A 13,561-nucleotide genomic window follows, 5' to 3' on the forward strand; every position below is an offset into this window, starting at 1 on the left:
CGAACTTCTATATGAAGTATGGCTTTAGTATAGCACTTAAAAATTTTAGAGGAAGAACTTTTGAATATATGCAACAAATAAAATAGGCAAAAAACGATAGAACTTCTTTGATGGCCTGAGAGAGCTCAAGAGTTCTATCGCTTCAAATTTCAAATTATTTTCTTACCTTGCAGATATTCAAGCATCAGTCGTTTTTCTATAGTATTCGGCAGATTTATTACAGCCAAGTATCTCAAAAATACGGACAGCATCTTCCATCTTTTTTTGTCCTTCCTTAACTCTGCCTTGCTTGCTATCAAGGAGACCTTCTGCCCACAAATAGACAATTCGGAAATAGGTCTCATTTTCCTTGTAGAAATGCTCTTCTATGACATCTTTAAAATAATAGGCATTGGTAAATTCTTCACACTCAATACTAGCTAAAAAACCATTCAATAGCATGGTGTGAAAAAGGTTGCGATTACCAGACATTTCCATTAGAAAATCAGATTTGCGGACCATTTCTCGTACATATCTAGTAAAAAGAGGAATAGATAAGAGTGGGGAACTAACTGAGAACAAATTGAGTTCATAGTTTCCCCAAATCTCGGTCGAAAACAGATAATCATGAAGGACTTTCCCTTCCTCTGCTGTTAACTCTACCGTTTCATCCATGCTCTTCATATAAGACTTAATCATAATGGCATTTAGAATATGTTTCTGTTTATTTTGAGAATCGGCATGCTTTTGATGCTCCTTACGATACAAGTCCTCGAGAGGTGCTATGTTCTTTGGATCCAAGATATCTGTGATTTCTTTTCTCAACTCAGAATCTGTATCATACTGAAAACCTCTCGCTAGAAAGAGGATTTCCTCCACACTGGCAGATATATTTTCTAGGGCAAATAGAAACTTTTCTACCGAAAGCTCACTCTGACCTGTTTCAAAGCGAGACAACATAGACGGCGAAAATTGTCCTCCAGTTGCTTGTCTCAGCGAGATATTTCTTGACTCTCGTAATTGTCTAAAGACTTTTCCAATCTGCTCCATAGGCTTCCCCTTGATTCAGTATTTTCTTCATTTTATCATATTTTTCAGAAAATTCATCAAAAACTTGCCAAATTGTCAGAATTATGAGAAAATAGAGGATATTTATCAGGTGGAGGGACTGTTATGAGAGACGATATCAAAATCAATGACCGCGCTTTGGCCTTACAAGACCAAATTATCGAAAAACTAGAGAAGGTTTTTGATACAGATGTGGAATTGGATGTTTACAATCTAGGATTGATTTATGAAATCAATCTGGACGAAACGGGTCTCTGCAAGATTGTCATGACCTTCACCGACACTGCCTGTGATTGCGCTGAAAGCCTGCCTATCGAAATCGTCGCAGGTCTGAAACAAATCGAGGGTATCGAAGATGTTCAAGTTGAAGTTACCTGGTCGCCCGCTTGGAAGATTACACGAATCAGTCGCTACGGCCGCATTGCCCTCGGACTACCGCCTCGTTAATACTCTTCAAAATCAAATTCAAACCACGTCAGCTTTATCTCCAACCTCAAAGCTGTGCTTTGAGCAACCTGCGCCTAGCTTTCTAGTTTGCTCTTTGATTTTTATTAAGTATAAGCAGGCAAATCACTTTTGAAGATGAAAAGAAGCAAGCCGAAGTTGGCTTGCTTTTCTTGTTTATTTTTTACCTGACTTGTCCATATTCCAGAAGTCTGTCACGGCTCCACGAGAAGCGGATGATACGATATGGGCGTATTTACCGAGGACACCACGGCTGTAAAGTGGTGGCAAGGTTGTTTCTGCCTTGCGTTTTTCAAGTTCTTCTTCGGATACGGCCATGGAAATTTCTTTGGTATCTTGGTCAACTGTAACGATATCGCCTGTACGAAGGTAAGCAATTGGTCCACCATCCTGAGCTTCAGGTGCGATATGTCCAACAACCAGACCATAAGTACCACCAGAGAAACGGCCATCCGTCAAGAGGGCAACCTTGTCTCCTTGACCTTTACCAACGATCATGGATGAAAGGGACAGCATCTCAGGCATACCAGGACCACCCTTAGGTCCCACGAAACGAACAACGACTACATCGCCATCAACGATTTCGTCTGTCAAGACAGCCTGGATAGCATCTTCTTCTGAGTCAAAGACCTTAGCCGGTCCAACGTGACGACGCACTTTCACACCTGATACTTTAGCAACCGCACCGTCAGGGGCAAGGTTCCCGTTCAAGATAATAAGCGGACCATCTGCACGTTTTGGATTTTCAAGTGGCATGATGACTTTTTGACCTGGTGTGAGGTCTGCAAAGTCGGCCAAGTTTTCAGCGACTGTCTTACCAGTACATGTGATGCGGTCGCCATGAAGGAAACCATTCGCCAAGAGGTATTTCATAACCGCAGGCACACCACCGACTTCGTAGAGGTCTTGGAAGATATACTGACCAGATGGTTTCAAGTCGGCCAAGTGAGGCACACGTTCTTGGATTGTATTGAAGTCCTCAAGTGACAAGTCAACATTAGCCGCATGGGCAATGGCAAGCAAGTGAAGAGTAGCATTTGTAGAACCACCGAGAGCCATGGTTACAGTGATGGCATCTTCAAAGGCTTCACGAGTCAAGATATCGGATGGTTTGAGACCAAGCTCCAGCATCTTGACAACAGCACGTCCTGCTGCTTCGATATCTTCTTTCTTGTCAGCTGATTCAGCTGGGTGAGATGAAGACCCTGGCAAACTCATCCCTAGAACTTCGATAGCGGTCGCCATGGTATTAGCAGTATACATACCACCACAGCCACCAGGCCCAGGGCAGGCATTACATTCGAGACGTTTCACGTCCTCAGCTGTCATATCACCGTGATTCCATTTCCCAATCCCTTCAAATACAGAAACCAAGTCGATGTCTTTACCATCTAACTTTCCGGGCGCAATGGTACCACCATAGGCGAAAATAGCTGGAATATCCATATTAGCAATGGCAATCATGGAACCAGGCATATTCTTGTCACAGCCACCGATAGCCACAAAGGCATCCACGTTGTGCCCCCCCATAGCCGCTTCGATAGAATCCGCAATAATATCACGAGATGTTAGAGAGAAGCGCATACCAGGCGTTCCCATGGCAATCCCGTCCGCTACGGTAATAGTACCAAACTGAACAGGCCAAGCACCTGCAGATTTGACACCTTCTTTAGCCAATTTCCCAAAATCATGCAAGTGAATATTACATGGTGTATTTTCCGCCCAAGTCGAAATCACTCCCACAATCGGTGTTTCAAAGTCCTTATCTGTCATACCAGTCGCACGCAGCATGGCACGGTTTGGTGATTTAACCATGCTGTCATAAATGCTACTGCGGTGACGTTTATCTAATTCAGTCATCTTATCCCTCCCATTTCAGTTTTTACTATTATAGCACATTTCAAAAGCAATGAACAGAAGAAAATTCTTGAATTTTCAGAAAATTCCGATTAACAACTTCTAATTTTTTCATCTTTTTTTGTCAAGTAACTTTACTTTACAAAAAAAATGTGTTATCCTAGTATGGTTGATGAAAATCACTAGATTGAATCGAATATAAATACCTAAAGGAGAAATCAAAATGGCAGTACCTGCACGTCGCACTTCAAAAGCGAAGAAAAACAAACGTCGTACACACTACAAAGTAACAGCTCCATCTGTAAACTTTGACGAAACTACTGGAGATTACTCACGTTCTCACCGTGTATCACTTAAAGGATACTACAAAGGACGTAAAATCGCTAAAGCTGCATCAGCTGAATAATAGAAGGGAGATACCATGCGCGTAAATATTACACTTGAACACAAAGAATCTGGTGAACGCTTGTACCTTACTTCTAAAAACAAACGTAACACTCCAGACCGTCTTCAATTGAAGAAATACTCACCAAAACTTCGCAAACACGTTGTGTTTACAGAAGTGAAATAGGGATTCACTACATGTCAACAGACGTGAGAAACCTTGATTCTAAGCAATTTTTGAAATTTTAAATTTTATTACATTGCAAGATAAATCAACCGAATCAGTATTCTTATTTCACTACCTTTTTTGAAATAAGAATACTGATTCGGACAATTAAAAGCAAGAGAAGGAGCTTCATCATGAGATGAAGCTCCTTTTTATTGTACTCTCATTCCTAAAAATACTAGAAATTGCGTCGTCTTTTCTAAACTTTGTGGAATCCCAAACGCAGGCTAAAACCAGACTTCGTTTTTATTTTTTCTGTGGTTTCATCATCGTATTGTCAATTTCATCATTTTCAAAAAAATAAAAAATAAAAATCAGAACAACCATCAAAACACTCGAAACTAGGAAAAATAACGTTGATGACCAAAACAAAATGCTCAATATTTTTACATCAAGACCGTTTGATAAAAATAATCTATAAAAAGCACATACAATGATATTTACCATACCAACAGCAAATGGAACTATAATTGAGAGTATTAATTGTAACTTTGCTCTTTTTGTCTCAAATATTGTTTTCATAATCGCCGTAGATTTTGAAATTGAAGCAAGTATACCTAACATAGCTCCTAAAAAACCTGTCATTATTGAAGAAAAGTTAAGCACATCTCCGACAAAATCATTTATATTCAATTTTACTAAACAACGAGAGAGTGGAATACTTACTAGGATAATTAATATTGCACTTACACCGTAGAAAATCCAAAATCTTTTTTGTTTTATTGCTTTCATTTATTTCTTAAAACCTTACTCTTTACTTTTGTATATCTTACTGACATTTCAGAAAATACTGAAGCTGGGTTCAACGTTCTATTCTCATCATACTGAAAATGAATTACTTCCATCAATTTATTTGAAATCAAATCAACTGTTTCAATTTTTTCATCAAGATTTCGTCCTCTAACATGTAATTTTTTGACACCATCTCTATTAATAGACATAATCTCATTAACAATGCTGTCTGGTAAATACTCTCCTTTACTACCTGTCTCTTTTTTTGCAGTCAATGAAATTTCAACATCAAATAAATTTGAATCTTTACTTGAAGATATAGCATTTTTTATAGCTGAGATTAAATCAAAATTATCACTCGGTGAACTCTTTTCCTCCATTTTGATAGCTACATGTTTATATCCCTTGAAACTCTTTGCAATGCTTTCTGCATCTGCTTGTATAATAATCGGAAGTCTTATATCACAACTAGAATAGTCTAATTTTTCTAGCAATGCACTTAAAAAAGATTCAAACTTATTGGTACTGATTGAATTTCGGTTAACTTGAAGCATAAATATCGCATTTTCATAATCATACAATGCTGACATTTTTTCTCCTAGAAACTCATCCTCAGCCAATCCCAATTCTTGAGATTCCCCAAATAATTTTGTTTTACTTGGAAAATTGAAATCCCTTAACTCTTCTATAACTAGATGATAATAAGGCTCCGAATAATTAGGTCGGTTTAATTGCTCTAATTTATATTTATCTCCAGCAATCTCAAATGTATATCTTTCATTTAAGTTTGCTTTATAAGTTTTAGCGACTTCATCAAAAACTTCGGATAAATCAATTGTTTGTCCATTATTCACAACTTGATGAAAGTAGAATCTCACCTGCTTAGATTTAACCATTTGTACCTCTTTTTATTTCACACGAAAATTTATTTTGCCACAACTTCTTTTGTTGCTTCAATTTGTTTATCAGCGTACAAGACGACATCTTTAATAGCTAATTTTTTAATCGCCTGCACCAAGGTTGCCATATAATCAAAATTAATTTCACCTTGTTCATTAACTGGTAATTTTATCAGTTTATCCTTAACTACGTTCCAACCACCTAATTTGTTTTTATAAGAGTAAATTGGTAGATCTGTAACCTTATTGATACTTGGAACCATAAAGAGATAGTCATTCGGTCTTAGTTGCTTATCCGAACCAATCCAATCAATAGCATAAGCGTCAGACAAAACAGTAAATTCTTGTGATTGGAAGTAAGCTCTGTACACATCGCTGTTAGACGGGATAGAGATAACATTTTGTAAAACTGTTGCTCCTTCTTTAGGAACATAGTAGTTTAACCCTTGATTCATAAAACTAGAGGTCAAGGCTGGTAAGCTGTACTCCCCTTGTGGCTCTTTTGGTAATTCTTTTGCTTTATGAGGTAATTTCTTAGTTTTAACTCTATCAAATAAATCACCCATGCGAAACTCTTGCCATTCTTGGGTATCAAATGCCTCTAAAGCGTCTTCTTCCTCTTGGGTCAATTGATAATCTTTAAAACCACTTACTAATAGATACGCCTCGAGCGCTTTGATGTAACTTTCCATATATGAAAATGCTATTTTATTATTAAGGGTTGGAAATGAAACAAAATCATTTTGAATTTTTTGTTTTGAAATTGAGTTTCCCCAAATGTATAAAGGTTTTAAGGATTTATACAAAGCAGAAACCATATAAAGCTGAATTGGTTTCGTCCTATGTATTTCATCTTTGAAATACAGTGCCAAGTTATGACTATCATTTGAAAAATAATCTTTTTCTTGATAAGAAATAACAAGTGTTTTCCCACCAATAAATATAGAATTTCCCTCATCAATCATTTCTTTATCATATGATATAAAAGTTGATACAGAGTTATTATTCTGAGTTGCTGTCAAATACGGAACAGAACCACTATTTTCAGTTATCCAAGAGCTCAAGATATTATGAGTATTTTTCACTTCAAAAATATCTACTATCCGATACTTTTTCCACACGCCCCCACCATCTTCAAATTCTTTATTAAGTTCTTGAAGTTGAGGGCCTATGATTTTTTTGAGTTATCTTCTCCTCTATTCTGGATTAGCTGAGCGACCTCCCATGTTAGATAATCAGATATAGTTTTTCTAAAATCATCTATGGTAGGTATGGTATTTAACTGAACATGATGGTCAAAATTCCAGTCTTCACCGTGTTTTTCACCAGATAGAGCAATAGCATCTTCAATATACTCTTTTTCTGTAAAAATGTTTAACTCATCTTTACCAAATTTAACGAGATTAACCACCTCTTCATAGCGTCCTATTGCATTATCGATATCTTGTAAGTTAGTGCTAGCTTTTGATTTCTTACGATTTGAACGCTTATAACCATCATTGCGTAAATCAATAAACTTCACTCGCTGTTTGACTTCATGCTTTTCTCCTACCTTAAAAACATAGATGGAAGTTTGTACGCTAGATTTACCAATAAAAATATCCATCGGCATTTTGATTGACGCTAAAAGCGTATTCTGTTCTAAAATCTTCTGATTTATTTCCTTGGCTTTTCCTGCACCTGCCGAATCTTGGATTATGATAGAGGCGTAACCCCCTTTCATCATGGACAAGGCACGCTTGACAAAATTCATACCATTTCCCGTTTCAGAGTAAGGAGGATTCAAAAGGAAAACATCTGCTGGAAAATGTTCATTATCTTTACCATAGCCATATTTCCCATCAAATTTTCTCAAACTATCATCTTGTAGGATATTACTTGAACCATCCCCCATCAAAATCATATTCAGAACAGCTAACATGTATATTTCTGGAAGAATTTCAATTCCGAGAATTTGTTCCGCCTTAATTTTTTCTTCCTTTTCTCTGAGTTCATCAGGGCTTGCGATTTCCTTTTTAGCGTCATCTAACATCAGATTCATAGCAGCCACTAAAAGACCACCTGACCCAGTCGCAAAGTCCCAGACATAGGAATCCTTGTTTACTCGTGCTAATTTCGCCATAAGAAGCGCCACGTATCGAGGAGTTAAAACTACATCATTCTGGTCATCACCTGCAAAACTCAACCATCTAAACATGACATTAAAGAGCTTTCCTGTAAAGTCTGTATCCACTCCGATTTTGTAAAAATAACCTAAGTCATCAATCACTTCTGTAAAGATTTCTTTAAGAAGTGATACCCCGTTTCTTGGATCTGAAAAGCTAGGTTCAAGAATTGTAGGCTCTAAATGACGCAAGATTTGTTTTTGTTTGTCTCGTGGTAGATTCTTTTCTTTCAGAAATGCCTTGATTTTACGAATTAAAATATCTCCGTCTGTGTTATCTTCTTATCTAGAAGATTTCAAGTCTGCTGGTTCTAAGGGTTTAACTTCACCTGCAACCCCTAAATTTGCCATGATGCTGGCGGCCACTAAGTGGATACGTGCTAAGGAACTTATATTCTTTTGCTTATTAAAAAGGCTTTCGTTTATCTTTGTTAAAGCGTCTTCAATTCTATCTTCACGCTTTTGATGAATCAAACGTAATTCATCTTCTGACAGTTGTAGCTCTTTGACCTTTTCTGTAAACTCATCAAAATTTTCAGGTTTTAAGAAAGATAAATCTGAATACTCGCTAACTTTTTGACCAATACCATAGTTAGACTTAGAAACATAGTAAACCCCAAAACGAGTTTCAAGGTTGCCTGCCTCGTCTTCATCACCCGTAATCCCAATGGCAATGACATCTGTATAACTAGAATATTGAAGAATGGCATTGGCATAGTGAACTGCTCCATTCACCGCATAGCCGTTGATATTAGTATAATTTGGTTCCCCTTTTTCTTTACCGCTTGTTCTCGTATTTGCGACATGGCCTTCTTTATCTAGCTTTTCAAGTTTATTACTTCCCCATTTCAATTCAATCATAATAGGGTAATAGTCTAATTTGCTATCTGTCAATAATAGTTTAACATCAACCAGATTCGCTCCCTCACCACCTGTTTTTGAGGGAGCTTTTAACAAGGCTTTGTCAATCTCAGGATTGACACTTTCATTTTGTGTCACGAACTCTATGCCATAAGATGTTAGCCATTTTTCAACTTCACGTTGAATCTTTACTTCTTTACTCTGTTTCGTTGTCATTAGTTCTTTCCATTTTGATTTTTAATTATTTTCTACACCACATAATTATATCACATTTCACTCTCTTCCCTTAGTTTGTTCCAAGTTTCATTTCTACTTTTATGTGTGTCATATAAAAATTTTATGTAATCCTGTCCAGCTTTAATGATACCATGCTGAAATTTTAACTCTGTTTCAAGAATTTTGTCTTCTCTATAAGGAGTATAGACCGTATTATATAATAGTTCTTCCTTTATTTAAGAGCATTGTAGCGTATTAAACGGCGTTTTAAAAGTTTGACAAATAAAATCTAATTTTTGGGGTGCAGTTCATTCATCAAAGATGATTTTTATTTTAATAATACTGCACTTCAATTCCATCCATAATTTCTACTAAAGTGTTATCGTCAATTTTTAGAGAAATCAGATCAATGAATGATGATACCTAGTATTCCTTATCTCCAATCACCACTACAATATCATGAACAGAATTAGGAAAAATCCCACATACTTGACCATTATAATCAAAAGAGGCGTCCCAACCATTGTCATATAACTCTTGTAAATCATCTAATATTGCCATATAAACTAAATCCTTTTCCATAGTGTTTTCTTTCAAATAAGGCAGGTAAAAGCACCTAAATTGTTCTAAGTCCTATGTTTTACTAACTGTTTTACCTGTTCATAGTATGGCTTTAGGAAATTTATAAATCCTTGCTTATCACTTGGATCATGTTCCTCTAAGAACATCATCAGCTCAAAGTCATTGAGAGCGTCAAACATTTCAGGGTTTTCATTGTCCCAAGCTTCGGCAAAATCTTCATCTTCTCCGAAAAGGGCGTTAAACTTGAAGGAGAAATCCCAAAAATTATCAATCTGACCATTGACAGCTTGCTTTAGCATGTCTAATACTTGTTGGCTGTATTTCATAATGGTTTAAATCCTCTCAGTTTTTTTACGTTTCATCCTAGTTACTACAATATTTGTATAAGCCTCAGTGATGTAGAGGATACCGTTATAGTATCTTGCAAGTCTGCCGTTCTGCTCTGATACATAATTAGGTGGTAAAGAAAAGGCTGCCCTTACCGTTTCATTGCACTCCTCCTAATAAAAGCATTATAGCACACCTTGCTTGCTAAAGTACTACAGATACTCCATTAGACTAGCTTACTACTTTATTTTCCTTGTAAAATGTCGTATGCTATAGCGTGCAAAGGAACCGACTATCATCAAATAGTGGGCTTTAAGTATACTTGCGTCAATTAGTTTTTTCGATTATAATCTATTTAATGAATAGAGGTTTTCCATCTCCCCTTGAAACAGATTATTATGCGGTAGGAGGTGGGACACCTCTATTTTTATAATTGCTAACCTTGGATTATACTTGTACTAGAAATTTTTTTGAGTTATAATTAAGTTAAGGTAAAGGTGGTCTAACGTCCATGAAGCAGCTTGCTGTGGAGGCGGTGGGTCACCTTTATTTGATTTTAAAATCAATAAAATGTATAATTTAGTTAAGAAAGAAGTGTGGTTTTCCCGCCTAAAAGCTCTATTGCTGTGGGAGAGTCATGCTTCTTTTTACCTCTCAAAAATGAACGCCAAAAAAGCCGTCTCAATTTTTGAGGCAGCCATCAGCAATCTATAAATAATAAGGGTGTCCCATTTTGGGGCTACCCTCTTACTATACCTAAAATTAGTTATGGGTAACTAAAAGGGTAGTAAAATCAAAAAAAGCACTCTAGGAAAGCGCCCCAAAGTGCTTAATATCAAGGCTCTAAAGCCTATCTGATTCAATAAAATATTACAACATTTTGTTGTAGAATAGATTTAGTATAAATTACACTTTGTTATGCTTTATAAATGTTGATTCTGTAGTATTTTTAAAATTTACATATTAAATAAAATAGATTAAACTTTACTCCAAGGTGGACAAAAAGGAGTACAAATTTCATGGTGATGAGTTCAGTAGGCAAGTAAGAAGTACCGTTTAGGTGCTTTTTATTTTACACTAACTATCTTGGCTTAATTCAAGTATTTCCATCACCTTATGAACAATCATCTTATGCTGTGGGTGTTTCTGAATCTTCAATAACAGTTCTATCATCTCTGTATCTTGTGGCACAGAATAAGGTAAGAAAAAATCACTCAATGGAACTTCCAAAGCATCAACAATCTTCACAAAAGTTTCCAAAGAGATATTTCTGTGATTATTCTCTATCTGACTGATATAAGGAACGCTAAGATTTGTTCTTTCTGCTAGTTCTTGCTGTGTAATCTTCTTTGAAGCTCGTAAGTCTCTTATCTGATTACTTATATTTTCTAATATATCATCCATTCCTTGACCCTCTATGTTAAATCTACTATCTATCTTATAGATTAAACAATCAGGTTTACATTCTCTATAGTTTAATCTTTAATAGAAATATATTCTATTGTTAAAGTTTGTGTGATATAATTATAACTATTAGGAAATATTTCTTCTATTTCATTAAATAAAGTTAAACACCAGGAGGTTACACATGCTTAACAAGCTCAAGAAAAAGAGCAAGAACAAGCTTCATCTCACACTACAACTATCCCTACACAATCGTCGACAACTGCTCCAAAATCAAATTTAAGACCATTCAAAAACTGTACGGAAGCACGAAAAGCAGGCCGTGTAAATATACCTGCTAGTGACCCACAATACGGTCCATGGTTAGATAGAGACAAAGACGGATACGGATGTGATGAATAGTAAAAAAGTTCTTATTCTACTGTCACTACTACTTATTGTCATTGTCACATTCACAGTATACTTAACTACTCTGCCACAAACAGACTACCAGATAGCTGTAAACAGCCTCCAAAAGATAAGTTTAGAGGCTGTAGAACAGAAAATACAACATCAAGAAAGCTTTTACCTATACACAGGGAGAGAAAGTTGTCCATACTGTCAAGAATTTGCTCCAAAGCTAGCAAGAGCAGTAGATAAAACTAAAACAACTGTGTATTACTTAGATAGTGAGCATATAGACAAGACTAGTTGGAATAACTTCAAAATAACCGTTGGATTCAAAACGATACCCAATCTCACTTACTTCACAAATGGTACAACATATGACCGATTACTGAATGCAAGTCAAGCTAGTGTTGAAGTGATTGAATCATTTATAAGGAAGGAATAGATAATGACCCAAGAAAAAATTTCTAAATATATTGTAGGCTTTCTAGTGATATTTACTTTATTATTTGGATTATTTGCTTATATTGCAATAAGCTATGGTAATCAACAATATGTTAAAGATACGGAACGTGTTACTAAGCTAGTTGAAGCACTAGAAAATAACACAACAAATATAAAACAAAATATAACGTTAGAGGAAGCTTTGAAGCTTGTTTCTGATGATAGTGAATTGTCATCTGTTAAAAAGGAAATTAAACACCTAGAAGACACATACAAAAACGATAACGAGTACAAAATTAGTAGTTTGTCTAACCGTGTAAACGAAGTGGAATTGAAACTTAATAAACAAATCGAAAAGATTAAAGAAGAAAAAGAGCGACAAGAACAAGAAGAACGAGAAAAACAGAAAAAATTGAAAGAGGAAGCAGAGAAAAAATCTAAAGAATCTGAGAAAAAATCTAATGAAGAAAATAGAAAAGTAGATTTAGATGCTTTCTATAATGCAATTCAAGAAGGTGTAGATAAAGTAAATACGCAATTAGGAGCAAATATGCTTGAAATGGAAAAAACATCTGTAACACCTGGCATCAAAATCATTCTCACAGAAAATAATGCTTCGTATTCAAACAAAGAACTTAGAGCAATTATCAGTGCATTAAACAAATCTTTATATAAAATTGCCAAATCCCACGGAGTAAATAGCCCTAGATTCTATTACACTCTCAGTGGAGAAGAAGTCGCTGTGAATCGTTATGTAATGGCACCTGATGAAGTTAAGTTTTCTGGAATATTAAAATAGGAGAGTACTAATGAACATAGGGAAAATAATTAAAATAACTGAAGACAAACTTTATATAGGATATGAAGATGGAAGCTTAAAGGAAATCAATATCGAGTCTTGTGACTTTGAACCTAAATTAGGTGACAAAGTAGAAGTTTATGAAGGGTTTGTTATGAAAGTTGACAATAGTAACACAGGTACCAGTGTAGATAAAAATACAAAGCCCCGAAAAGCAATAGCCATAGTATCAATAATCACACTACTACTTGTGATTATTATTATTAGTTTTGTAAGCGTTAAAGAACAGATTTCGAACAAGCAGACTACTTCAAGTTCTACCTCTAAAATTTCATCATCATCCGAGAAAAGTAGCACTAGTTCCTCGTCTTCTTCTAAAGATAATTCCTCTAGTTCTCTCACCACTTCGTCTTCTTCATCAAAAACTAAAATTTCTATAGATAGTGATAAAGCAAATTATAGTGAAGTAGATTATAGCAAATGGAATCATGATGAAATAGCTGTAAATACTAAAGTAAAAGTCTATGGCAAAGTTTTACAAGCTATGGAGGATGGTAAATCATATACCCTACGAGTAGCTATTAATGATGAGTATGATAAAATCATCTTAGTTTCTATCCCTGCCGAATACAATAATAGAGTTATAGCTGAAGATGACCATATAACATTGTACGGGTTGGTTAAAGGAAGACAAAGTTATGAAACGGTCTTTAAATCTACAAAAACACTGCCATACATGGTAGCCTATATGTACGAAAACTAATACT

The 13,561-nt window shown here is 35.7% G+C and carries 17 protein-coding genes; 7 read left to right on the plus strand and 10 right to left on the minus strand.

Annotated features, from left to right (window positions below; translation table 11 throughout):
* Positions 1-177 precede the first annotated feature (177 nt).
* Positions 178-1,029 (minus strand): helix-turn-helix domain-containing protein, encoded by an 852-nt coding sequence (locus tag I2H52_RS07815; RefSeq protein WP_045618066.1) that lies wholly within the window; start codon positions 1,027-1,029, stop codon positions 178-180.
* Between the two features lie 123 nt (positions 1,030-1,152).
* On the opposite strand from I2H52_RS07815, the gene I2H52_RS07820 reads away from it, so the two are divergent.
* The gene (locus I2H52_RS07820; RefSeq protein WP_009729498.1) at positions 1,153-1,494 is read left to right on the plus strand and encodes a metal-sulfur cluster assembly factor; all 342 of its coding nucleotides are present in this window, start codon (positions 1,153-1,155) and stop codon (positions 1,492-1,494) included.
* Positions 1,495-1,668: 174 nt separating this feature from the next.
* On the opposite strand, the gene ilvD is transcribed toward I2H52_RS07820, so the two are convergent.
* A complete protein-coding gene (gene ilvD, locus I2H52_RS07825; protein ID WP_195594935.1) occupies positions 1,669-3,372 on the minus strand; it encodes a dihydroxy-acid dehydratase in 1,704 nt (567 codons plus the stop codon).
* A gap of 220 nt (positions 3,373-3,592) precedes the next feature.
* Between ilvD and rpmF the strand changes: the two genes are divergently transcribed.
* Together rpmF and rpmG are read left to right on the plus strand one after the other, a co-directional pair.
* Positions 3,593-3,775, plus strand: coding sequence for a 50S ribosomal protein L32 (rpmF, locus tag I2H52_RS07830; protein WP_000290417.1), 183 nt, complete (start codon positions 3,593-3,595; stop codon positions 3,773-3,775).
* A 15-nt stretch (positions 3,776-3,790) separates the two neighbouring features.
* Positions 3,791-3,940, plus strand: coding sequence for a 50S ribosomal protein L33 (rpmG, locus tag I2H52_RS07835; protein WP_001265622.1), 150 nt, complete (start codon positions 3,791-3,793; stop codon positions 3,938-3,940).
* Positions 3,941-4,225: 285 nt separating this feature from the next.
* Here rpmG and I2H52_RS07840 read toward each other — a convergent pair whose 3' ends face one another.
* The 8 genes from I2H52_RS07840 to I2H52_RS07870 form a co-directional block, all read right to left on the minus strand.
* Complete coding sequence (locus tag I2H52_RS07840) at positions 4,226-4,711, minus strand: hypothetical protein (RefSeq protein WP_195594937.1); 486 nt, start codon at positions 4,709-4,711, stop codon at positions 4,226-4,228.
* Positions 4,708-5,607, minus strand: a complete 900-nt coding sequence (locus I2H52_RS07845; RefSeq protein WP_195594939.1) for a DUF6731 family protein — start codon at positions 5,605-5,607, stop codon at positions 4,708-4,710. Before I2H52_RS07845 ends, I2H52_RS07840 begins: the two co-directional genes overlap by 4 nt.
* A 29-nt stretch (positions 5,608-5,636) precedes the next feature.
* Positions 5,637-6,731 (minus strand): restriction endonuclease subunit S, encoded by a 1,095-nt coding sequence (locus I2H52_RS07850; RefSeq protein WP_195594941.1) that lies wholly within the window; start codon positions 6,729-6,731, stop codon positions 5,637-5,639.
* Positions 6,732-6,778: 47 nt separating this feature from the next.
* Complete coding sequence (locus I2H52_RS09730; RefSeq protein ID WP_229104544.1) at positions 6,779-7,966, minus strand: HsdM family class I SAM-dependent methyltransferase; 1,188 nt, start codon at positions 7,964-7,966, stop codon at positions 6,779-6,781.
* 90 nt (positions 7,967-8,056) lie between these two features.
* Positions 8,057-8,851 (minus strand): hypothetical protein, encoded by a 795-nt coding sequence (locus I2H52_RS09735; RefSeq protein WP_229104546.1) that lies wholly within the window; start codon positions 8,849-8,851, stop codon positions 8,057-8,059.
* Between the two features lie 423 nt (positions 8,852-9,274).
* Positions 9,275-9,433: a hypothetical protein gene (locus I2H52_RS09740; RefSeq protein ID WP_229104548.1), complete on the minus strand. Its 159-nt coding sequence runs from the start codon at positions 9,431-9,433 to the stop codon at positions 9,275-9,277.
* A 44-nt stretch (positions 9,434-9,477) separates the two neighbouring features.
* On the minus strand, positions 9,478-9,759 hold the full coding sequence (locus I2H52_RS07865) for a hypothetical protein (RefSeq protein WP_195594943.1): 282 nt from the start codon (positions 9,757-9,759) through the stop codon (positions 9,478-9,480).
* Between the two features lie 1,078 nt (positions 9,760-10,837).
* On the minus strand, positions 10,838-11,164 hold the full coding sequence (locus I2H52_RS07870) for a helix-turn-helix domain-containing protein (RefSeq protein WP_084947425.1): 327 nt from the start codon (positions 11,162-11,164) through the stop codon (positions 10,838-10,840).
* 330 nt (positions 11,165-11,494) lie between these two features.
* Here I2H52_RS07870 and I2H52_RS09745 point away from each other — a divergent pair, with 330 nt between their 5' ends.
* The 4 genes from I2H52_RS09745 to I2H52_RS07890 are packed head-to-tail and all read left to right on the plus strand — an operon-like array spanning position 11,495 to position 13,557.
* A complete protein-coding gene (locus I2H52_RS09745; RefSeq protein ID WP_239822332.1) occupies positions 11,495-11,566 on the plus strand; it encodes an excalibur calcium-binding domain-containing protein in 72 nt (23 codons plus the stop codon).
* Entirely contained in the window at positions 11,559-11,996 is a 438-nt protein-coding gene (locus I2H52_RS07880; RefSeq protein WP_084947428.1) for a thioredoxin domain-containing protein, read from the plus strand. Before I2H52_RS09745 ends, I2H52_RS07880 begins: the two co-directional genes overlap by 8 nt.
* 3 nt (positions 11,997-11,999) lie before the next feature.
* Entirely contained in the window at positions 12,000-12,794 is a 795-nt protein-coding gene (locus tag I2H52_RS07885) for a hypothetical protein (RefSeq protein WP_084947430.1), read from the plus strand.
* Positions 12,795-12,804: 10 nt separating this feature from the next.
* The gene (locus I2H52_RS07890) at positions 12,805-13,557 is read left to right on the plus strand and encodes a hypothetical protein (RefSeq protein ID WP_084947433.1); all 753 of its coding nucleotides are present in this window, start codon (positions 12,805-12,807) and stop codon (positions 13,555-13,557) included.
* The last annotated feature ends 4 nt before the right edge of the window (positions 13,558-13,561 follow it).

This window comes from Streptococcus oralis (genome assembly GCF_015561235.1).
GTDB classification, from domain to species: domain Bacteria; phylum Bacillota; class Bacilli; order Lactobacillales; family Streptococcaceae; genus Streptococcus; species Streptococcus oralis_BK.